17 protein-coding genes are annotated in these 22,488 nt (G+C 63.9%); 16 read left to right on the top strand and 1 reads right to left on the bottom strand.

Features of this window, described 5'->3' with window-relative positions:
- The first annotated feature begins 7 nt into the window (after window positions 1–7).
- The 5 genes from HGQ17_RS05795 to HGQ17_RS05815 all read left to right on the top strand — a co-directional run bounded on the left by HGQ17_RS05795 (window position 8) and on the right by HGQ17_RS05815 (window position 7,820).
- A complete protein-coding gene (locus tag HGQ17_RS05795) occupies window positions 8–961 on the top strand; it encodes a GNAT family N-acetyltransferase (RefSeq protein ID WP_168887033.1) in 954 nt (317 codons plus the stop codon).
- Between the two features lie 119 nt (window positions 962–1,080).
- Window positions 1,081–2,280 (top strand): tRNA dihydrouridine synthase DusB, encoded by a 1,200-nt coding sequence (dusB, locus tag HGQ17_RS05800; RefSeq protein WP_324615208.1) that lies wholly within the window; start codon window positions 1,081–1,083, stop codon window positions 2,278–2,280.
- 58 nt (window positions 2,281–2,338) lie between these two features.
- On the top strand, window positions 2,339–3,664 hold the full coding sequence (locus HGQ17_RS05805; protein WP_168887034.1) for a deoxyguanosinetriphosphate triphosphohydrolase: 1,326 nt from the start codon (window positions 2,339–2,341) through the stop codon (window positions 3,662–3,664).
- 7 nt (window positions 3,665–3,671) lie between these two features.
- Window positions 3,672–4,262, top strand: coding sequence for a short chain dehydrogenase (locus tag HGQ17_RS05810; protein WP_168887035.1), 591 nt, complete (start codon window positions 3,672–3,674; stop codon window positions 4,260–4,262).
- Between the two features lie 114 nt (window positions 4,263–4,376).
- A complete protein-coding gene (locus tag HGQ17_RS05815; RefSeq protein ID WP_168887036.1) occupies window positions 4,377–7,820 on the top strand; it encodes a pyruvate carboxylase in 3,444 nt (1,147 codons plus the stop codon).
- Between the two features lie 23 nt (window positions 7,821–7,843).
- Here the strand turns inward: HGQ17_RS05815 and HGQ17_RS05820 are convergent, their stop codons facing one another.
- Window positions 7,844–8,329 carry an aminoacyl-tRNA deacylase gene (locus tag HGQ17_RS05820; RefSeq protein ID WP_168887037.1) on the bottom strand — a complete coding sequence of 162 codons (486 nt, stop codon included), beginning with the start codon at window positions 8,327–8,329 and terminating at the stop codon, window positions 7,844–7,846.
- Window positions 8,330–8,413: 84 nt separating this feature from the next.
- On the opposite strand from HGQ17_RS05820, the gene dnaG reads away from it, so the two are divergent.
- The 11 genes from dnaG (at window position 8,414) to HGQ17_RS05875 (ending at window position 22,419) form a co-directional block, all read left to right on the top strand.
- Window positions 8,414–10,267 carry a DNA primase gene (gene dnaG / locus HGQ17_RS05825; RefSeq protein WP_168887038.1) on the top strand — a complete coding sequence of 618 codons (1,854 nt, stop codon included), beginning with the start codon at window positions 8,414–8,416 and terminating at the stop codon, window positions 10,265–10,267.
- Window positions 10,268–10,309: 42 nt separating this feature from the next.
- Entirely contained in the window at window positions 10,310–11,287 is a 978-nt protein-coding gene (locus HGQ17_RS05830) for a hypothetical protein (RefSeq protein WP_168887039.1), read from the top strand.
- A 124-nt stretch (window positions 11,288–11,411) separates the two neighbouring features.
- Window positions 11,412–14,090, top strand: coding sequence for a phosphoenolpyruvate carboxylase (locus HGQ17_RS05835; RefSeq protein WP_168887040.1), 2,679 nt, complete (start codon window positions 11,412–11,414; stop codon window positions 14,088–14,090).
- A gap of 23 nt (window positions 14,091–14,113) precedes the next feature.
- On the top strand, window positions 14,114–15,499 hold the full coding sequence (locus tag HGQ17_RS05840) for a uracil-xanthine permease family protein (protein WP_168887041.1): 1,386 nt from the start codon (window positions 14,114–14,116) through the stop codon (window positions 15,497–15,499).
- A gap of 42 nt (window positions 15,500–15,541) precedes the next feature.
- Entirely contained in the window at window positions 15,542–17,737 is a 2,196-nt protein-coding gene (locus HGQ17_RS05845) for a prolyl oligopeptidase family serine peptidase (RefSeq protein ID WP_168887042.1), read from the top strand.
- Between the two features lie 153 nt (window positions 17,738–17,890).
- Window positions 17,891–18,226: a nucleotide disphospho-sugar-binding domain-containing protein gene (locus HGQ17_RS15845; protein WP_407670758.1), complete on the top strand. Its 336-nt coding sequence runs from the start codon at window positions 17,891–17,893 to the stop codon at window positions 18,224–18,226.
- Between the two features lie 94 nt (window positions 18,227–18,320).
- On the top strand, window positions 18,321–19,361 hold the full coding sequence (locus tag HGQ17_RS05855; protein WP_168887043.1) for an ATP-binding cassette domain-containing protein: 1,041 nt from the start codon (window positions 18,321–18,323) through the stop codon (window positions 19,359–19,361).
- Complete coding sequence (locus HGQ17_RS05860; protein ID WP_168887044.1) at window positions 19,358–20,278, top strand: ABC transporter permease; 921 nt, start codon at window positions 19,358–19,360, stop codon at window positions 20,276–20,278. The genes HGQ17_RS05855 and HGQ17_RS05860 overlap by 4 nt, the downstream gene beginning before the upstream one ends.
- 54 nt (window positions 20,279–20,332) lie before the next feature.
- Complete coding sequence (locus HGQ17_RS05865; RefSeq protein WP_324615201.1) at window positions 20,333–21,121, top strand: SIR2 family NAD-dependent protein deacylase; 789 nt, start codon at window positions 20,333–20,335, stop codon at window positions 21,119–21,121.
- Between the two features lie 7 nt (window positions 21,122–21,128).
- A complete protein-coding gene (locus HGQ17_RS05870; protein WP_168887045.1) occupies window positions 21,129–22,052 on the top strand; it encodes an undecaprenyl-diphosphate phosphatase in 924 nt (307 codons plus the stop codon).
- Window positions 22,053–22,107: 55 nt separating this feature from the next.
- Window positions 22,108–22,419, top strand: a complete 312-nt coding sequence (locus HGQ17_RS05875) for a DivIVA domain-containing protein (RefSeq protein ID WP_168887046.1) — start codon at window positions 22,108–22,110, stop codon at window positions 22,417–22,419.
- Window positions 22,420–22,488: the final 69 nt, after the last annotated feature.

The following is a 22,488-nucleotide window of genomic DNA, read 5'->3' on the forward strand; positions in this document are numbered from 1 at the left end:
GCTGGCGATGTTGCCGACCGCGCCTGAGGGCACTCCAACGCTGACTCTCGAATCCGGCCTCACGGTCCGCCCGTGGGCCGAAGGGGACGACCTCAAGCTCCTGGAGCTCTGGGGGGACCCCGAGAATCCCATGCACCACCAGGACCGCAGCCTCCTGCGGCCCTCCTCCAACGACCCCTGGTCCCGCTGCATTGTGGCGGAGGATGAGGGGGTGCCGGTGGCCGCTGCCACCATTTTCCGGTCCTCTCTGCACCCGGATCGGCTCTCCTTCTACATCGAGGTCGCCCCGGAGCAGCGCCGCAAAGGTGTTGCCGCCCAGCTGCTGCAGATCCTGGAGGCAGAGGTCCCCAACTGTGAGGTGCAGTCCCTGAAGGCCCGCTGCGCCAAGGGCTCGGCCGCCCAGTGCTTCCTGAAGGACAACGGGTTCCGGAAGATCCAGCACTCCCGCAAGGTCATCATCCAGCCGGGCAGCCTGGCAGTCCCGGATGTGGAGAACCTGCCGATCGACCTCGAGGACATCGCCACCGGTTCGGTGGAGCTGACCCAGCTGGTCGCCGACTTCTACAACGCCGTCCACGAGTGGGACCGCTCCGAGATGACCATCGGCCGGGCCCAGCAGATGCTGCTGGCACCCGAGGCCGGTGCCACCGGGGCCGTCGTCCTGCGGGATACCTCCTCCGAGGATGAGAGCAACCGGCCGATCACTGCCTTCGCGGTCAGCTACACCCCGCAGCGCACCGAAGATCCGGCCGATGTTCTGCTGGGCTGGGACCCCGAACTGCGCGAGGACCAGGCCGAATACGCCGTCCGGCAGCTTCTGGGACTGGTGGCCGCCCGCTACCCGGTCTCTGTGGAGGTCGACGATGCCATGGTCCCGCTGAAGACCGTCACCGATGAGCTGGCCGCCCGGGACGAGGCCGAGGTGGACTTCGAAGCTCTGATCTACGCCCGGGACGCCTGAGTACCCCGCTTAGCCCACTTTTCATAGGGTTATGGACTCTTCATAGGGCTATATCCCTATGAAAGTTGCAAAGCCCTATGAAAACTTGACCGATACCGGACAATAGTGCTGTGACCGAGATTCTTGAACGCCCGACGACGCCGCCTGAGGCGTCTGAGACGCCAGTGCAGCCTCTGCTGCCCCCGCTGCGCCTGGGCCCCATCACCGTGGACACCCCGGTGGTGCTGGCACCCATGGCCGGGATCACCAATACCGCATTCCGCCGGCTCTGCCGCGAATACGGTGGCGGACTCTACGTCAACGAGATGGTCACCGCCCGCGCCCTGGTCGAACGCCGGCCGGAATCCCTGCGGATCATCAAACATGAGCCGGATGAGGTGCCGCGCTCCGTACAGCTCTACTCGGTGGACCCCGTGACCACCGGGCACGCGGTGCGCATGCTGGTCGAAGAGGATCGGGCTGATCACATCGACCTCAACTTCGGCTGCCCCGTTCCCAAGGTCACCCGCAAAGGCGGCGGCTCAGCCCTGCCCTGGAAGACCAAGCTCTTCGAATCCATCGTCTCCACGGCAGTGCGTGAGGCTTCCCGGGGCAATATCCCGGTGACCGTGAAGATGCGCAAAGGTATCGACGAGGACCATCTGACCTATATCAACGCCGGCAAGGTCGCCCGCGACTCCGGAGTCGTGGCCGTGGCCCTGCATGGACGCACCGCCCGGCAGCACTACTCCGGGCAGGCCGACTGGGACGCCATCAAACGGCTGCGGGACTCCCTGACTGATATCCCGGTGCTGGGCAACGGTGATATCTGGAGTGCGGAGGACGCTGTCCGGATGGTGGAGCAGACCGGGGTCGACGGCGTCGTCGTCGGTCGTGGTTGTCAAGGTCGCCCCTGGCTCTTCGGGGACCTGCAGGCTGCCTTCGAAGGTAGGCCTGAACGCCACCAGCCAGGTGTTTCGGTGGTCTGTCAGACCCTGCTGCGGCATGCCGAGATGCTCATCCCATACTTCGACGGCGACGAGCGCAAGGCCATGCAGGATATCCGTAAACATGTTGCCTGGTACTTCAAGGGCTATCCGGTGGGCTCGAAGCTGCGCACCCAGCTGGTGACCGTGGAGTCCCTCGCCCAGCTTCAGGATCTCTTGGGCCAGCTGGATCAGAGCATCGGTTATCCCGGTGAGGATGCCGAAGGGCCCCGTGGTCGGGCCGGATCCCCCAAGAAGGTGCATCTGCCCGAGGACTGGCTGGTCGACCGGGAGCTCAACGAGGACCAGCGCGCGATGATCCAGGCTGCCGAGGTCGACACCTCCGGGGGCTGAACCTCCTTCCTGGGCCGGTAGGCTGGGAGCACCGTGAAGTGAGGGAAGGCAACAACAGATGACCGTGCGCAATGTCGAACGGGTGGAGGGGCAGTACGTTGCCCTGGCCCCGGGCTATTCCGAGGTGGATGAAGACCGCTGGGTGCCCGAGCACGGAAAATCCGTCTACCGCTCAAGCTTCGAACGCGACCGGGCCCGGCTGCTGCACTCCTCAGCTCTGCGCCGCCTGGGAGCGAAGACCCAGGTTGTCTCACCCAGTAATGATGACTTCTCCCGCACTAGGCTGACCCACACCTTGGAGGTCGCCCAGGTGGGACGGGAACTGGGCCGGCTGCTGGGCTGCGATCCCGACGTCGTCGACGGCGCCTGCCTCTCCCATGATCTGGGCCACCCGCCCTTCGGGCACCACGGGGAGAAGGTGCTCAATGACCTCTCTGCCGATATCGGCGGCTTCGAGGGCAATGCCCAAACCCTGCGTATCCTCACCCGACTGGAGACCAAACGCTTCCACCCTGATGGACGTTCGGCGGGGCTCAACCTCACCCGGGCCTCCCTGGACGCCGCGGTCAAATACCCCTGGCGGGCCCATGAGGCACCGCTGAAACCAGATGGCACCCGCAGCCAGAAATTCGGCGCCTATGAGGATGACCTCGAGGTCTTCAGGTGGCTGCGACAGGATGTCACCGGAACCCGCAAATGCATGGAAGCCCAGGTGATGGACGCCGCCGATGACATCGCCTATTCCGTTCATGACGTCGAGGACGGCATCGTCAACGGCCGGTTCCAGCTGAAGTTCCTCACCGACTCCGTCCAACGAGCCCGGGTCATCCAGACCACCCAGGAGTGGTACCTCCCGGAGACCCCGGAGGACCAGATCGACGCCGCCATCGCCCGTTTGGAGACCAGCCAGAACTGGGTCCACGAATCCGATGGATCCCGGCGATCCCTGGCGGCCCTGAAGAATATGACCTCCGAGCTGATCGGCCGGTTCTGCCACGCATTCTGGAGTGCCACCCGCCAGGCCTATGGCGACCGCCCTCTGGTCCGGCACGAATCTGATCTTGTGATCCCGCCGGAGACCCTGGAGGAGATCTGCGTGATGAAGGGGATCGCAGCCCACTACATCATGGCCTCGCGGGAGCAGCTGCCGGTCTACACCCGGCAGACCGAAGTCCTCAAAGAGCTGCACAGCCTGCTGGTCGAGACCGGAGACCGGTTCCTGGAACCACCCTTCCAAGCAGACTTCCGTGCCGCCGAGGATGACGCCGGGCGGCATCGAGCCATCATCGACCAGATCGCCTCATTGACCGACGGGGCCTGCCTGGAGTGGTATGCGACCCTGGTCAAGGGCCAGCCGGTCACCAATGTCCTGTTCTCATCCTAGGAGCGCTATGAAGATCGCCGTCATCGGAGGCAATGGAACTGTTGGGCGGGCTGCACGACTCGGCCTGGAAGCCGACCACGAGGTGATCAGCCTCTCCCGCAGCACAAGCCCCGGAGTGGACCTCACGGAACCGGAGACCATCAGCACAGCCCTGGCGGCGATCGGCCCCGTGGATGCTCTGGTCTCGGCAGCCGGGGTGACACCAGGGGGAGCGGTGGAGGATCTCACTGAGGAGGATCTTCTGGCCGGGTTCCGCGGCAAGGCACTGAGCCAGCTCAGTGTGGTCACCCGCGGCCTGGACTACGTCAACGACGGCGGCTCGATCACCTTGACCAGCGGCATCATCGGTAAAGAACGGATCGCCAAAGGCGCCCCAGCAGCCATGGCCAATGGTGCACTCGATGCCTTCGTCTACGCCGCCGCTCCGGAAATGCCGCGGGGTATCCGACTCAACATCGTCAGCCCCAATGTGCTCAAAAGCGCAACCTCATATCACCCGAAGTTCCCCGGTTTCACCCCGGTGCCCGATGAGCTGGTCGGCAGGGCATATGTGCGTGCGGTCCAGGGACTGGATACTGGACGGATCTTCGAGGTCTGAAACACCCTCTGAGACCTCCGTGTCAGCAGCCTGAAACATTCAGCCATGTAATGTGGGTGCTGGCCGTCACAATGGGGTGGCGGCTATTTGAATGACCCCGGAAGGTTCTGACTGATGTTTTCAAAGATTCTGGTAGCCAACCGCGGCGAGATCGCGATCCGCGCCCTACGAGCCGGTGTGGAGCTTGGCGCCCGTACTGTGGCCGTCTACCCACATGAGGACCGCAACTCCCTGCACCGGCAGAAAGCCGATGAATCCTACCGCATCGGCGAGGAGGGACATCCGGTTCGGGCATACCTCGATGTCGAGGAAATCTTGCGGATCGCTAAGGACTCCGGAGCCGATGCCATCTACCCCGGCTACGGCTTCCTCTCCGAGAACCCAGATCTGGCCCGCGCTGCCGAAGAGGCGGGTATCACCTTCATCGGGCCCCCTGCTGATGTGCTCGAATCCACCGGGGATAAGGTCAAGGCCCTGCGGGCGGCGAAATCAGCCGGTGTCCCGGTTCTGGACTCCTCCGAACCCTCCAAGGATGTCGATGAGCTCATCGCTGCTGCTGAGCAGATCGGCTTCCCGGTCTTCGTCAAAGCCGTAGCTGGCGGTGGCGGGCGCGGTATGCGCCGGGTGGAGACCCGCGAACAGCTGCCCGATGCGCTGAAGGCGGCGATGAACGAGGCCGATACTGCCTTCGGCAACCCCACGGTATTCATTGAGCAGGCAGTGGTCCGCCCCCGGCATATTGAGGTTCAGATCCTCGCCGATGGGCAGGGCAATGTGGTCCACCTCTTCGAACGAGACTGCTCCCTGCAGCGCCGCCACCAGAAGGTGGTTGAGATCGCCCCGGCCCCCAATCTGGACGAGGAAGTCCGGCAGGCCCTGCATGCCGATGCCGTGGCCTTCGCCAAAGCCATGGGCTACCGCAATGCCGGGACCGTGGAGTTCCTCCTGGAGACCGCAGGGGAGCGGGCTGGACAGCATGTCTTCATCGAGATGAACCCCCGTATCCAGGTTGAACACACCGTCACCGAGGAGATCACCGATATCGACCTGGTGGCCTCCCAGATGCGGATCGCCGCCGGGGAGAGCCTGGCCGATCTCGGCATCGTCCAGGAGGAGCTGCGAGTCCGCGGTTCGGCCATGCAGTGCCGGATCACCACAGAGGACCCCGCCAATGACTTCCGGCCCGATGTTGGATCGATCACCGCCTACCGCTCCGCCGGTGGTTCAGGAATCCGGCTCGACGGTGGCACCGCCTATACCGGCGCGGAGATCAGCCCGCATTTCGACTCCATGCTGGTGAAACTCACCGCCCGCGGCCGCAACTACCTCACGGCCGTGGCCAGGGCCCGTCGAGCACTGGCCGAATTCCGCATCCGTGGTGTGGCTACCAATATCCCCTTCCTGCTCAATGTGCTGGACTCCGAGGAATTCCTCGCAGGAGATGTGGCCACCGACTTCATCGATAAACACCCTGAGCTGGCCAAAGCCAACCGGTCCCAGGACCGCGGCTCTAAGGCTCTGCAGTACCTGGCTGATATCACTGTCAACCAGCCGCATGGTCCCCGGGTGCAGGGCATCGACCCTCGGGATAAGCTGCCCAGGTTCCCCGGCGATAAGCATGATGAGCCGGATCGTTCACCCTTCGACGGTCCCTCCGATCAGCCGAAACCCCCGGGCTGGCGCGACCTCCTATTGGCCGAAGGCCCCGAAGCCTTTACCGCCCAGCTGCGGAAGAACACTGCCCTGGCGGTCACTGATACCACCTTCCGGGATGCCCACCAGTCCCTGCTGGCCACTAGGGTGCGCACCCGCGATCTGCTGGCTGCTGCCCCTGCGGTCGCACATGTCACCCCGGGGCTGTTCTCCGCTGAGGTCTGGGGAGGGGCGACCTATGATGTGGCCCTGCGGTTCCTCTCCGAGGACCCCTGGGACCGCCTGGCCTGGCTGCGGGCGGAAATGCCGAATATTCCGCTGCAGATGCTGCTGCGCGGACGCAATACTGTCGGCTACACCCCCTATCCGCTGAAGGTTACCCAGGCCTTCGTGGAGGAGGCCGCCGCCACCGGTGTCGATATCTTCCGGATCTTCGACGCACTCAACGACGCCGACCAGGTCATCCCCGCCATCGAGGCCGTGCGAGCCACCGGTACCGCAGTGGCCGAGGCGGCCCTGTGCTACACCGGGAACCTCACCGATCCCGATGAGGACCTCTACACCCTGGACTACTACCTGGATCTGGCCCAGCGGTTCGTCGACGCCGGGGCCCATATCCTGGCGATCAAGGATATGGCCGGTCTGCTGCGGCCAACAGCTGCCAAGATCCTGGTCACCGCCCTGCGGGAGCGTTTCGATCTGCCGGTGCATCTGCACACCCACGACACCGCTGGCGGCCAGCTGGCCACCCTTCTGGCCGCAGCCGAGGCCGGGGTCGACGCGGTGGACACTGCTACTGCATCAATGGCCTCGACCACCTCTCAGCCACCGGCCTCTGCACTGGTTGCAGCGCTGGAGAACACCGAACGAGACACGGGTCTGGGCCTTGAGGCCGTGGCATCTCTGGAGCCCTATTGGGAGGCCATCCGAGGGATCTACCAGCCCTTCGAATCAGGACTTCCAGCACCGACCGGCCGGGTCTACCGGCATGAGATCCCCGGTGGCCAGCTCTCGAACCTGCGACAGCAGGCCATCGCCCTGGGTCTGGGGGAGCGGTTCGAGCAGATCGAGGATATGTACTACGCCGCCGATAAGATGCTGGGCCGGCTGGTCAAAGTTACCCCCTCATCCAAAGTGGTCGGTGATCTTGCCCTGCAGCTGGTCGGTGCCGGGGCCGACCCCCAGGAGTTCGAACAGAACCCGCAGAGCTTCGACCTGCCGGATTCGGTGATCCAATTCCTGGCCGGACAGCTCGGTGACCCCCCAGGTGGCTGGACGGAGCCTTTCCGGTCCAAAGCCCTGGAAGGGCGCACCGTCAAACCGGTGGAGGAGGACCTCTTCGCGGAGGACTCCCAGGCCCTGGATGCCGATTCCAGCACCCGGCGGGCAGCTCTGAACCGGCTGCTCTTCCCCGGGCCCACACGCGACTTCGAGGCGGCCCGGGAGAAATACGGTGATGTCCACGTGCTGCACACCCGGGACTACCTCTACGGAATGACCTCCGGCCATGAACATGTGATCTCCCTGGGCAAGGGTGTGCGCCTCCTGGTGACCCTGCAGACCATCTCCGAACCCGATGAGAAGGGGATGCGGGCAGTGATGTGCACTCTCAACGGCCAGGCCCGCCAGGTGATGGTCCGCGATGAGTCCGTGGAATCGAAGGTCGCCGTCGCGGAGAAGGCAGATGCCAATAACGCCGGGCATATCGCCGCGCCCTTCGCAGGTGCTGTCTCTGTCCAGGTCGCACAGGGGGAAAGCGTTGAAGCCGGTCAGACCATCGCCACGATCGAGGCGATGAAGATGGAGTCCGGGATCACCGCGCCCACCAGTGGGACAGTGGCCAGGGTGGCCATCGATGCGGTGCAGCAGGTTGAGGGTGGAGACCTCATCCTCGTTGTGGAATAAGCCCTCGGCGTCTGTCCCGCGGCTTATTTGGAAATATCCCCAAGGGTCACATTGAAGGCTGAAAACAGCTCCTCGGCGTCGACGAACAGATTCAGATCCGGTTCGCCGGCGCCGAGGGACACCTGCCCACTGATCGATGCATCAGCGTAGATGGGAAGTTCCTCAGCAGTGCCGAAGGGGTTGATCGTCCCCGGTCGATAGCCGGTGGCGGCAAAGCCCTCATCCGGAGAGGCCATCGACATCTTCTTCATACCCGCCAGTTTGCGCAGCTTCGCCCAGTCCACCTGCTTATCACCGGGTATCAGCGCCAAGACATAGGAGTGTTCCGAGGTGGTCTGGGTCAGTTTGGCCTTAGCCACCAGTGTTTTGACGATCTCGCCGGGGGAGACCTCCAGATTGGCGGCGGCCTCCTCCAAGGAGGTGGCCTGCCCACGTTCGGTGAATTCGACACTGACTCCACGGGCCTCGGCAGCGGCAGCCACACGGTCCCGACCAGATAACTCGCTCATAGCTCACCAGCTTAAGCCCGATGTTCACCCAGGGGTTTTCCCCAGGGAAGAGGACAGTGCCCCTGCGAGGGTAGATTGGTCCCTATGGCTGGACTGATCAAGCGTGAGGATATCGATGCGGTGCGAGAACGCGCCGATCTGCGCGAGGTCGTCGAACAGTATGTGACCCTGAAGAAAGCCGGAATCGGCTCCTGGAAAGGCCTGTGTCCCTTCCACGACGAACGCACCCCCAGCTTCCACATCCGGCCCCAGGTGGGCACCTACCACTGCTTCGGCTGCGGGGAATCCGGGGACGTCATCGCCTTCCTACAGGCCATGGAGCACACCACCTTCCAAGAGACCGTGGAGCGTCTGGCTGAGAAATACGGCATCGAACTGCGGTATGAGGACGGCGGCAAAGGTCCAGATAAGGCTGAGGTCGGACGCCGGCAGCGGCTGCTGGATGCGCATAAGATCGCCGATGAGTTCTTCCAACGTGCCCTGGGCTCCCCAGAGGCTCAGATCGCCCGAGACTTCCTCACCGGCCGCGGCTTTACCAAGGACCACGCCGAGAAATACGGGGTCGGCTACTCACTGCAAGGCTGGAACAACCTCCTGGGGCATCTGCGCAATAAGGGCTTCCGCGATGAGGAGCTCAAAGACACCGGCCTGTTCTCCGAGGGCCGCCGAGGCCTCTACGACAGGTTCCGCGGGCGGCTGATGTGGCCCATCGGGGACATGACTGGCAACACCGTGGGTTTCGGCGGACGGCGCCTCTATGAGGAGGACCAGGGACCGAAATACCTCAACTCCCCAGAGACTCCCATCTATAAGAAATCACAAGTCCTGTACGGGATTGAGCACGCCAAACGGAATATCGCCAAGAAACGTCAGCTGGTCGTCGTCGAGGGGTATACCGACGTCATGGCCTGCCATATCGCTGGTGTGGACACTGCGGTGGCCACCTGTGGCACCGCCTTCGGTGAAGGACATATCAAGATCGCCAGGCGTCTGCTCTCCGACGACGGCACTCCCGCCGAGGTGGTCTTCACTTTCGACGGTGACGAGGCCGGGCAACAGGCAGCGGTCAAAGCCTTCAACGAAGCCCACCAGTTCAACGCCCAGACCTTCATCGCCGTCGGCCCCGACGGTATGGACCCCTGCGATGTACGCCAGCACCGCGGCGATGAGGCAGTCCAAGCCGTCATCGAGGCCAAAACACCCCTGGTGGAATTCGTGCTGCGACGCCGGCTGCGCGAATGGGACCTCAGCAGTATCGAAGGTCGGCATGGTGCGCTGCGAGCAGCAGCACCGGTGCTGACCCAGATCCGAGATGACTCCCTGCGTTCGGCATATACCCGCGAACTGGCCGGCTGGATGGGCGTGGACCCCGATGAGGTCGAAAAAGCCATGACTGAGGCGCCCCGGGCACAGCCCCGCCGGCAGAGCGCGCCTGAGGAGAACTCGACCCCCGGGCCCCAGTACCAGCGGCCCGACACCCGGGACCCAGCGGTGATGATGGAACGCCAGGCTCTGGAAGTCATCCTTCAACATCCCGCCCGGCTCACCGCCGAACAGTGGGAGGAGATCTTCACCGTTCGGTTCACCGCACCGGCCCACCAGGCCCTGCACGATGGGATCCGCATCGCCGCAGCAGAAGCCACCGACCCCCGTACCTGGGTCGAAACGGTGCGCCAGGAAGTCCCCGAACCACTGCGGCCACTGGTCTCCGAACTGGCGGTCACCGCCCTGCCGGCCAAAACTGAGGCTCACCTCGACCGGTACTGCTATGAGATCCTCAACCGCCTGGTCGAGCTGAAGATCCAACACGAGAAGGCCAACCTCCTCGGCCAGCTGCAACGCATGGACCCGGCAGCCTCACCAGAGGAATACCGTAAGGTCAACGCCGAACTGATGGAACTGGAGCGTCGTCGTCGTAGTCTGCGAGCCGCTGAATAGGAAAGTGGCCACCAGTCGCGGGCAGTGCGATACCTTGGCGCCATGACTCCTTTGGCCGCCAGAAGACCGCACCGCTCCGCCGCGCTCACCGCAGTCCTCACCCTGGGGCTGGCAGTCACCGCCTGCAACGGTGAAGATAACGGAGCAAATGCCGGAAGCAATCCCTCACCGGTACCCGATGTGGACGCGCCCTCACCCGAGGGAATGCTGACCACCGACTACCCGGCCACCGTGATGGACACCGGCGAGAACCCGGAACTCTGCCTCGGCGCCATCGCTGAGTCCTATCCACCCCAATGCGGGGGCCCCCAACTGATCGGCTGGGACTGGGATGACCAGGACCCCGAGACATACGAGGAGGCCGAGGACACCCGCTGGGGTGAATACGTGCTGATCGGCGACTACGACCCCCATGAGGGGACCTTCGAAGTCGAAAGGTTCACCCCGGCTGAGGAATGGGACGGGGATATCAACGAGCACCAGGTGGACTTCACCAGCCCCTGCGAGGAGTTCCATGACGAAGCCGAGCTCGAAGACCCAGACCTCGTCTCCGAAGAGCAGATGCACGAGGCACTGGCCGTGGCCGAACAGGCCAACGGCTACGCCGGATCCTGGATTGATCAGTCCCTGAACCCCAACGCCGAGGAGGACATCAATGATCCCGACCTCGATGAGGAAGAGCGGCTGGAACTGGAGGCATCCCTCAACGACCCCGAATACGTCATCCTCAACGTCCAGGTCACCCAGGATCCCGATCCCGCCTACGACGCCATCCGAGAGGAATGGGGCGGCATGCTGTGCGTGACCGAGGTCGAACGCGGTCATGAAGAGCTGCGCGATATCCAGCAGGCGTTGATGTCACTCTCGGTAGTCCAGTCGGCCTACGAACAGCCGGTGGAGAACTCGGTGATCGTCGATGTCGACTACGACGACGGGACCCTGCAGTCCCAATTCGATGAGACCTACGGCGAGGGAACAGTGCAGGTAGTGCCCCGGCTGCAGCCGGCTGACCAGAAGTAGGAGCCTCCACCTGCACCAGCCGAGGGGTTGATACGGTGTAACCCACTGCACAACCCGCGTGACAATGGGGTCCCGCCCAATACCAGGCCATACCGGTCTGGAGGATTGAGGAGGACACTGCAGCATGACCGCATCGGACCCCACCGTGGACCACTCGCGCAGCGCAGCCGAACACCAGATCCCCGAAGCAATGCGACGTGATGTCGGCCTGCTCGGCTCACTGCTGGGCACAGTTCTGGAGGAATACGGTTCACCCGGCCTGCTTGAGGATGTCGAGACACTGCGCGGGCTGACTATCGCCGCAGTCGAGGACGATACCGAGGAGACCCTGGCCAAGGCCGAGGAGTTCGTGGAATCCCTCTCCGCCGAACGCGCCAAAGAGGTCGCCCGGGCCTTCACCTGTTACTTCCTGCTGGCCAACCTCGCCGAGGAACAGCACCGGGTCCGCACCCTCCGGGCCCGCGACGGTGAGATCTCCCTGGAGGAGCAGAAACCCTCGGACTCGGTGGCCGCAGCCTTCACCCACCTCGCCGGGGAAGTGGGCCACCAGGAGGCTGAGCGTCGACTTCAGGAGCTGCGCTTCCATCCGGTTCTCACCGCCCACCCCACCGAGGCCCGGCGCAATGCGATCACCGCCAGCATCCGCCGGATCGGTGCCCTGCTGGATGAGCGCGATGGCCCCCGGATGGGACCGGCCGCCCAGGCCCGGAACCTCCGGGAGATCACCGAAGAGATCGACAATATGTGGCGCACCGCCCAGCTGCGGGTCTCCAATCCCTCACCCCTGGATGAGGTGCGCACCGCCCTCGGAGTCTTCGAATCCTCCTTCTCCACAGTCTTCACCGAGGCCTATCGCCGGATGGACGACTGGCTGCAGAACCGCCGGGCCGGCAGCTCAGCACCCAAGGTCCCGGCCTTCATCCGGCTGGGCTCCTGGATCGCCGGCGACCGTGACGGCAACCCCAATGTCACCGCTTCCATCACCCGTCAGGCCGTAGCCCAGGCCGCCGACCGGGTGCTGGGCAATCTGGAACAGCGCACCCGCGTCGTCGGACTTTCCCTGACCCTGGATGAGCGGTACACCCCGCCGAATGCGGAGCTGACAGCCTTGTGGAACCGGATCAAACAGCTCTCCGAGGAGCTGGCCGAGCAGGCAGTCCAGCACTCACCCAAGGAACCTCATCGGCAGGTGCTGCTGGGCATCGCAGGACGAGTGGAAGCCACCCGCCAGCGCAATGCAGACCTCGCCTACCGGGTCCCCGAGGAGCTCATCGAAGACCTCCGCATCGTGCAGTCCTCCCTGGTTGAGGCTGGGGCACAGCGGTCCGCCTACGGGGACCTTCAGGAGCTCATCTGGCAGGTGGAGACCTTCGGCTTCCACCTCGCCGAACTGGAGGTCCGCCAACACTCCGCCGTGCACACCCAGACCCTGCAGTGGCTGCAGGACCCCAATGCGGTGGAGAAATCCGCCGTCCCACCCGAGGAGGTGCTGGAGACCTTCCGGGCCATCGCCTCCCTGCAGCAGCGCTACGGGGTCAACGCCACCCGACGCTATATCGTCTCCTTCACTCAGAGCGCGCAGAACCTCGCCGATGTCTACCGCCTGGCAGAAGAAGCCCTCGGCGGGGCCGATCAGGCACCTGTGCTCGATGTCATCCCCCTGTTCGAAACCTACGACGACCTCCAGAACGCCCCCAAGATCCTGGAAGAGGCGCTGCAGAACCCGCAGCTGCAGCAGCGGCTGGAACAGACCGGTCGGCGGATGGAAGTCATGCTCGGCTACTCCGACTCATCCAAGGACGTCGGCCCGGTAGCCGCGACCCTGGCGCTGTATACCGCACAGGAGAAGATCGCTGCCTGGGCAGTGGAGAACAACATCCAACTGACCCAATTCCACGGTCGCGGCGGCGCCCTGGGCCGAGGCGGCGGTCCGGCTAACCGGGCGATCCTGGCCCAACCCCCACACTCGGTGGACCTACGGTTCAAAGTCACCGAACAGGGCGAGGTCATCGACGCCCGCTACGGCAACCCCGAGATCGCCCTGCGGCATATCGAACAGGTGGCCGCCGCGACCCTGATGGCCAGCGCACCCTCCACCGAGAAGCGCAATGCCGCAGCCGCTGAGAAATACGCAGAGCTGGCCCAGCAGCTCGATGACGCCTCACGGAAACGCTTCCACCAGCTGGTCCACGCCGAAGGCTTTGCCCCCTGGTTCGCCCAGGTCACACCCCAGGACGAAATCGGCCTGCTGGCCATCGGATCCCGCCCGGCCAAACGTGGACTCTCCGTGGAATCTCTCGAAGACCTCCGCGCCATCCCCTGGAACTTCGCCTGGGGACAGGCAAGGATCAATCTCACCGGATGGTACGGCCTCGGCACCGCCCTGGAGACAGTCGGTGACCTCGACCTGCTCCGCAATGCCTATGCCGAATGGCCCCTGTTCACCGCCATGGTGGACAACATCGAGATGTCCTTGGCCAAAACTGATAAACGCATCGCCCGGCGCTACCTCGGCCTCGGACAGGAACAGGAACTGGCCACAGCAGTGCTCGAGGAACTCGAGCTGACCGAGAAGTGGATCCTGGCCATCACCGGCCAGGACCGGCTGCTGGCCCAACACCGGGTCCTGGGCCGAGCGGTGCAGCTGCGCAACCCCTATGTGGACGCCCTGAGCCTGATCCAACTGCGGGCACTGAAGAAACTGCGCTCCAGCACCCTGTCCGAAGAGGAGATCCAAGACCCCCGGAACCTGCTGCTGATCACCCTCAAAGGGGTCGCCGCCGGCCTGCAGAACACCGGCTGAGCACTGCCGGTAGAGTTGAGCCCATGGCCCGACGACGTATTCTGCCCGGCTTCGGCTGGAGTCTCCACGGAGACGGCAAGACCATCCGCCCGGGCGATGTAGTCGCCCCCGATGAACGCCTCAGCTGGTTCCAGACCACCGGCGTGGGCATGCAGCATGTGGTCGCCATGTTCGGTGCGACCTTCCTGGTCCCGGTCATCACCGGTTTCCCACCATCGACCACCCTGTTGTTCTCCGGTATCGGAACCCTGTTGTTCCTGGTGATCACCGCAGGGCGAGTCCCCAGCTACCTCGGCTCATCCTTCGCCTTCCTGGCCCCAGTAGGTGCAGCAACCGCCCAATACGGCATGGGCGGAGCCCTGGGCGGAATCTTCATGGCCGGCCTGGGCCTGCTGCTGGTCGGCCTCATCGTCCACTTCGCCGGCCCTGCCTGGATCCAACGCCTGATGCCGCCGGTGGTCACCGGCTCCATTGTGGCCCTGATCGGCCTCAACCTCGCCCCAGCCGCCTGGGACAATGTCCAAGAAGGACCGGTCACCGCCACGGCGACCATCGTGGCCATGCTGGTCTGCGGTGTGCTCTTCCGCGGCCTGTTGGGCCGCCTGTCCATCCTGCTGGGCGTCGTCGTCGGTTATATCGTCGCCGTCATCCGCAATGAGGTCGACTTCTCCGAGATCGGGGAGGCCGGCTGGGTGGGGCTGCCGGAGTTCACCACCCCGACCTTCCACATCGGGGTGATCGGCCTGTTCATCCCGGTGATCCTGGTGCTGGTGGCCGAGAACGTCGGCCATGTGAAATCCGTGGGCCTGATGACCAAACGCGATCTGGACCCGGTCACCGGACGGGCACTGATGGCCGATGGTGCCGCGACCATGCTCGCCGGCACCGGAGGCGGCTCCGGCACCACAACCTACGCGGAAAACATCGGCGTTATGGCCTCCTCCAAGGTCTACTCCACCGCCGCCTACTGGGTGGCCGGAACCTTCGCAATCCTGCTGGCCCTGGTGCCGAAATTCGGGGCCGTGGTCAATACAATCCCCGATGGCGTCCTCGGCGGGGCCGGGACCGTGCTCTACGGCATGATCGGCATCCTCGGGGTGCGCATCTGGGTGCAGAACCGGGTCGACTTCTCCAATCCCATCAACCTCGCAGTGGCCGGTGTTCCCCTGATCATCGCCATCGCCGACTACACCATCACCTTCGGAGACGTGGTCCTCAAAGGCATTGCCGTGGGCTCCCTCTCCGCCTTGGCCATTCACCACGGGATGAGTGCGATCGCCCGCTGGCGAGGAACCGATGCCGGCTATGAGGACAGCGACCCCGAAGCCATCGCAACCCCGATCAACCGCAGGGATATCGACCATCTGGAAGCCGGCGGAGACCTCGACGACGACCTCTCCGGCAAATAACCGCCCAACCCCGCCACAGCCGTGCGAGATAGGAGCACCCCCATGACCAAGCGCCTGATCAACCCGGAGTCCGACCCCTTCCTCTGGTTGGAAGATGTTGAGGGAGATCAGGCGCTGACCTGGGTGGAGGAACGCAACCGGCAGGCTGAACAGGCCCTGCAGGATCAGGAGTTCGCCCGGCTGAAGGACTCCCTGCGTGAGATCCTCGACGCCTCAGACCGGATCCCCGGGGTCACCAAACGCGGCGATTGGTTCTATAACTTCTGGACTGACACCGAGCACCCCCAGGGAATCTGGCGGCGCACCACCCTGGAGTCCTACCGGAGTGAGACCCCCGAATGGGAGACCCTGCTCGATCTCGATGCGCTCTCCGAGACCGAGGGCATCACCTGGGTCTGGCACGGGGCAGCGGTGCTTCGCCCGGAACAAACCACAGATGAGGAGATCCCCGGCTACTCCCGGGCGCTGATCGACCTCTCCCCAGGAGGTTCGGATGCCGATGTCACCCGAGAGTTCGACCTCAACACCGGCAAATTCATCGAACCCCAGGACGGCGGGTTCTACCGGCCTGAAGGCAAGGGCGGGCTCAGCTGGATCGATGCCCATACGGTCTACGCCTACACCGATCAGCCGGGTCCTTCTGATGAGGCCCCAGTGACCACCTCCGGCTATCCCCGGGTCGCTACCCGGTGGCAGCGCGGCACTGAACTCTCCGAGGCGGAACCGATCATCTCGGTTGCCGAGGACGATATGCTCGCCACCGCCGGATATGACTCCACTCCGGGGCATGAGCGGCATCTGGCCACCCGCGTGCTCGGCTTCTACGACTCCGAGACCTATCTCATCGACTATGAGGAGGGCGAACCCCGGCTGACCCGCGTGGATGTCCCCACCGATGTGCGCACCGGCTTCCACCGAGACCTCATCTTCTTCGCACCCCGCACCGATGCCCGAGTGGCTGGGGTCGATCTCCCCGGCGGCAGCCTCTATGTGGCCGACGCCGAAGAGTTCATCCGCGGGGCAGCGGCAGACGAAACAAACGACGACGACGGCGAACCGCGTCCGGTGGAGCTCACCCCGCTGTTTATTCCCACGGAGTCCACCTCCCTGCAGGGCATCACCGCGACGAGGAACATCTTCGCCCTGACCATCATGGAGGACGTCGTCGAGCACGTCGAAGCCCACTGGCGGGATGAACAGGGCCAGTGGACCTCCCAGCGGGTCCTCTCCGGAATCACCGGCTCCCTATCCGTGGGGGCCTATGACTCCCGGGAGACCGACGATATCTGGATCACCGCCAATGACTTCCTGACCCCGACCACCAAATACTTGGGAACACTGGCCCCGGTGCTGGAGGGCAGGACCGAGACCTATGAGGTCATCAAACAGGCCCCTGAACGCTTCGACTCCGAGGGGCTGGCTGCCGTCCAGCGGTTCGCAACCAGCGAGGACGGCACTGAGGTCCCGTATTTCCTGATCGGACCGGCAGAAGCGGTTGAGGCTGCTACCGAGGGCGCGCCACGGGAATCAATTGCCGGCACCGAGACCAAACCGACCCTGCTCTACGGGTACGGAGGCTTCGAGATCTCCCTGAAGCCGCGCTATCTGCCGCTGGTGGGCAAAGCCTGGCTGGAGACCGGCGGAGTCTTCGCCATGGCCAATATTCGCGGGGGAGGGGAGTACGGGCCCCGATGGCATCAGGCAGCGCTGAAGGAGAACCGACCCCGGACCTATGAGGACTTCGCCGCTGTGGCCCGCGACCTGGTCAGCACCGGGGTGACCACAGTCGAGCAGCTGGCCTGCCAGGGCGGTTCCAATGGTGGGCTGCTGACCGGCAATATGCTCACCCGCTACCCGGAGCTCTTCGGAGCGGTAGTCATCCAAGTGCCGCTGCTGGATATGAAGCGTTATGCGCAGCTGCTGGCCGGGGCCTCCTGGCGGGCCGAATACGGGGATCCGGAGACCTCCGACTGGGAATTCATCCAGAACTTCTCCGCCTACCACCTCCTGGACCGGCAGCAGCAGTATCCGCCGGTTCTGCTGACGACCAGCACCAAGGATGATCGGGTCCACCCCGGCCACGCCCGAAAGATGACAGCAGCCCTGGAGGAAATTGGTGCCGATGTCACCTACTGGGAGAACACCCAGGGCGGCCACGGCGGGGCGGCCAACCCTGAACAGCAGGCCACAATGAACGCCCTGATCTACCGGTGGTTAGGCCAACAGCTCGGGATCTGAACGGTCAGCCGAGGGCGATAACTGAGAGGCGGGACCTGGGATGGCGCGGATCCTCTTCGCTCCCGAGACTTTCAACCTGGGCGAGACATCGCGCGGGGTGGAGATTGCCCGGGCGATGCGCCACCGGGGTCACGAGGTTCATTTCATAGGTTACTGCCAGCACATCGCCTCGCCGGACTTATCGACGCCTCAATTATTCACGGCGGTGAAGGAACCGTTCAGACCGCCTGCCAGTATGGAGTTCCCTTCGCGGGTATTGGCCTGCAGTTGGAGCAGACCTGGAATATCGAAGACTGCGTCAGATATGGCAATTCCCTGAGAATTCGTGGTCGGGATATTGGGCGCAGACGTCTTGGCAGCATTGTGCTGCGGCTTCTGGAGGACCCCACGCTGAAGGAACGAGCTCTCCGACTGGCCCAGGCTGCAGCCTCCATCGACGGGCCTGAGCGAAGTGCTGAAGAAATCGAAAAAGTCCTCGCTCAGGTTTAGCCTGACGGGTACGAAAATCCTCCCGAGAGGGTAGGATAGACCTTGCCTTTGGCCCTTTCTTTTTATCCCCCTGATTCCAGGAAGAGACTCGTGCATGAGTTCCTATTCTTCTGACCTGGCCATTGAATGCCGTGGTCTGGTCAAGCGCTTCGGCGATAACACCGCAGTCGATGGTGTCGACCTCACCATCCCCCGCGGCGGCATCTACGGTGTCCTCGGCCCCAACGGCGCCGGTAAGACCACAACCATCCGGATGCTGGCCACCCTGCTTCGCCCCGATGGCGGCGAGGCCCAGGTGCTGGGTCATGATGTCTTCGCAGAACCGAAGACCATCCGCGAGAAGATCGCCCTGACCGGTCAGTTCGCCTCACTGGACGAGGACCTCACCGGCCTGGAGAACCTCATCCTGCTCGGCAGGCTGCTGGGCTTCGGCAAGAACGCAGCACGCGAGCGCGGCTGGGACCTCCTGGAGGCCTTCAACCTCGCCGATGCCGCCGACCGCCAGGTGAAGAAATACTCCGGCGGTATGCGCCGCCGCCTGGATATCGCAGGCTCCCTGATGGTCACCCCAGAACTGATGTTCCTGGATGAGCCCACCACAGGTATCGACCCCCGCAGCCGCAACCAGGTCTGGGACATCATCCGAACCCTGGTCGCAGGCGGCACAACGATCCTGCTGACCACCCAGTACCTGGAAGAGGCCGACCAGCTAGCCGACCGCATCGCAGTGATCGACCACGGCAAAGTCATCGCCGAGGGCACCCCTGGTCAGCTGAAGGCCCAGGTCGGTGCCGGTGCGCTGAAGGTCCGGGTCGAAAACCCCGCCGACCGGGAAACCGCCGCCCATATCCTGGAGACCACTGTCGGCAGCAATGTCGTCCGGGAGAAGGACGCCGCAGCCCTGACCGCCCGACTGGGCCAAGGAGCAAGCGCAACCCCAGCCCTGCAGGCACTGGAGGAATCAGGCATCGCCATCGAAACCTTCGCCATGGGCCAGCCCAGCCTGGACGAAGTCTTCCTAGCCCTGACCGGTAAGCCAGTCGAAGCCGAAGATACTGAAACCACAGAAGAAGACCACGACGCCGGGGCATCTGCAGCCGCCGCCGGAGGAGCCGCTGCAGGAGGAGCATCATGAGCAACGAGATCAACACTGGGCTCGTGAACAACGGGCGCAATAACGCCCCGACTGCCACTGCAGGAGCCGAAGCGGAAAACGCAGACGCCATCCGCAATGTGCTGCTGCCTACCGAACAGCGCCCGACCCCCGCCGGACCGATCTCTGGCTCCCTGACCTACGGCTGGCGGGCGATGCTGAAGATCAAACACATCCCCACCCAGCTGTTCGACGTCACGGTCTTCCCGTTGATGATGACGGTGATGTTCACCTTCATCTTCGGTGGGGCCATGGGCGCGGTGGTCTCCGGCACCGGTGAGACCGGGGGAGTCGCGATTAGCGAATACGTCCAGTTCTTCATCCCCGGAATCTTCGTCCAGACCCTGATTATGATCACCATGTACACCGGGATGACCTTGAATAAGGACATCTCCAAGGGGATCTTCGACCGGTTCCGGTCCCTGCCCACCTGGCGTCCGGCACAGCTGGTTGGTGCCCTGCTGGGCGACCAGGTCCGCTACACCCTGGCCGGTGTCATCATCCTGGGCGTCGGCTTCGCCGTGGGCTTCCGCCCCGAGGGAGGTCTGGAGGGCGTGGTCGCAGCCTTCGCCCTGCTGCTGGTCTTCAGCTTCTGCCTGTCCTGGATCTGGACCACATTCTCCCTGCTGCTGCCCACCGAGGAAGCGGTTATGGGAGTCTCGATGACCCTGATCTTCCCACTGACCTTCGCCTCCAATATCTTCGTGCCCACCCAAACAATGCCCGACTGGCTGCAGCCGGTGGTGGATGCCAACCCCGTCAGCGTAGTGGTGGCCAGCATCCGCGATTTCATGCTCGGCACCAATGAAGGGAACCTCCTGGTGGTCGGCATCTACTGTGTTGTGCTGGTAGCAGTCTTCGCGCCTATCTCCATGTACCTCTACAACCGAAAGTCCTGACCTAGGAACGCAATTGCTACGCTCAGGAACCCCAGGTTTCTGAGAGGAGATGCGGTGCAGGTACTGACTGAAATCAACGACGACATCGCGGAGATCGCTGCCGGTGCACAGCGGGTGGCAGTGCTCACCGGGGCCGGCATCTCGGCAGAAAGCAATGTGCCCACCTTCCGGGAAGTCCAGACCGGCCTGTGGGAGCGATTCTCCGCCCAGGACCTGGCCACCCCAGAGGCCTTCGAGGCCAACCCCGCGTTGGTGTGGACCTGGTACCGGTGGCGTCAGTCTCTGATCCAACAGGTTGAGCCCAATCCGGGGCATACCGCTCTTGCTCAATGGCAGCAGCAGCTGCGGCAGGAGGGGGGAGAACTGAGCATCACCACCCAGAATGTCGATGACCTGCACGAACGTGCCGGAGCCGAGGTCCTGGGGCACCTGCACGGCAGTATCTTCGCCCACCGCTGTCTGGACTGCGGAGACCCTGTTGAACTGCCCGATCCGGCCTACGACGGATTCGAAGCGCCCCCGGAGCCTGAAGAGCCCCCACAGTGTGCAACCTGCGGCGGGCACATCCGGCCCGGGGTGGTGTGGTTCGGCGAAATGCTGCCCATGGAGGCCTTCGACGCCGCCACGGCCGCCATCCGTTCAGCTGATGTGGTGGTTGTAGCAGGCACATCCGGTATTGTGCAGCCGGCAGCCTCCCTGCCCCTGCTGGCATTGGAACGTGGCACCCCACTGATCGAGATCAACCCCGAGGAGACCGAGATCAGTGAGGCCATGGACTTCTGCCTGCGCGGGCCCTCCGGAGTTATGCTGCCCGCGTTAGTGCCACCTCGCAGACGAAAGTAGGTCTTCAGTGACCATCTGGGAAGCCATTCTCCTGGGCGCAATCCAGGGGCTGTTCATGTTCATCCCGGTCAGCTCCTCCTCCCATCTGGTGATCGCCCAGCACTGGTTGGCTGATGCCGGCTCAGCCATCCCCGGTCCGGACACCCCGGAAATGATCTTCTTCAACCTGGTGGTTCACCTGGGCACGATGGTCTCAGTGGCAGTGGTTATGTGGCGGCCACTGCTGCGGCTGCTGCGCGGGACGCTGCGGGAACTGATATGGTTCGCCCGGCGCAAGACCCTGCGTCATCTCATCCACCTCAAACTGATGCTGCTGGGTGTGATCGTCGTCGGCATCACCGGCGTGCTGGGTCTGTTCATCCGCGAGTACGGCACCGAAGTCTTCGCCACCCCATGGATCGTTGCCATCCTGCTGCTGGTCACTGCCGCGATCCTGTGGTGGACCGATAAGGTCAGCCACACCTGGCGCGGGGCAGCCCAGATGACCATCTGGGTCGCCGTCGTCATCGGTCTGGCCCAAGCCCTGGCCCTGCTGCCGGGGATCTCGCGGTCCGGGATCACCATCGCAGCAGCCCTGGCCCTGGGCATGCACCGCAAAATCGCCGCCCAGTTCAGCTTCTTCGTCGCCATACCCACAATCGTTTCCGCAACAGCGGTGCAGTCGCGCAGCCTGATCGGCCACGAGGGCGGCTTCAGCATCAGCGCCGAGGCCTACTGGGTCGCCTTCCTGGTGGCGGCAGTGGTCGGCGCAGCAGCCCTCTGGTTGGTCCTCACCCTGCTCTACCGCGCAAAATTCCGGATCTTCGCCGTCTACGTGGTGATCTTCGCGGCCTTCATCCTGATCTTCCAGCCCGACCTCAGTGATCCGCCGCCTGTCGACGAAACCCCCGCCCACGAGGATCAGGACGCAGAAACCTCCGCGAGGTCCTGAGGATCACCGCCAGGGCACGATAACCTGATGCGGTGAGAGACGACGGGAGCGATACATGCTGTGGCTGAACATTCTGGCACTGCTGATCATCGCCGTCGTCGTCGTGCTGCTGCTGGGCAAATGGAACGGCGAGCCGGCCCCGCGCGAGGACACGCCCGAGAACCTCTCTTCCGTCGATCAACTGCTTGAACGCACCCATGGCGTTCTGAGTGCCGACGACCTCGAAAATGTAGAGCTGGATCCCGCTGTACGCGGGTATCGGATGGACCAGGTCGATAAGCTCCTGGACGCCTTAGCGCAGCAGCTTCGAGAGCCTGACCAGGGCACATCAGCTGATTCCACAGATGTCAACAGGCCGGACCCGTAGCGTCACCTCCGCGGAGTGATAGATAATAGATACGTAAGAACCGTAATGTCAGCACGACAATGGAAGAGG

This window comes from Nesterenkonia sedimenti, assembly GCF_012641515.1.
In the GTDB taxonomy this organism is placed as follows: Bacteria; Actinomycetota; Actinomycetes; order Actinomycetales; family Micrococcaceae; genus Nesterenkonia; species Nesterenkonia sedimenti.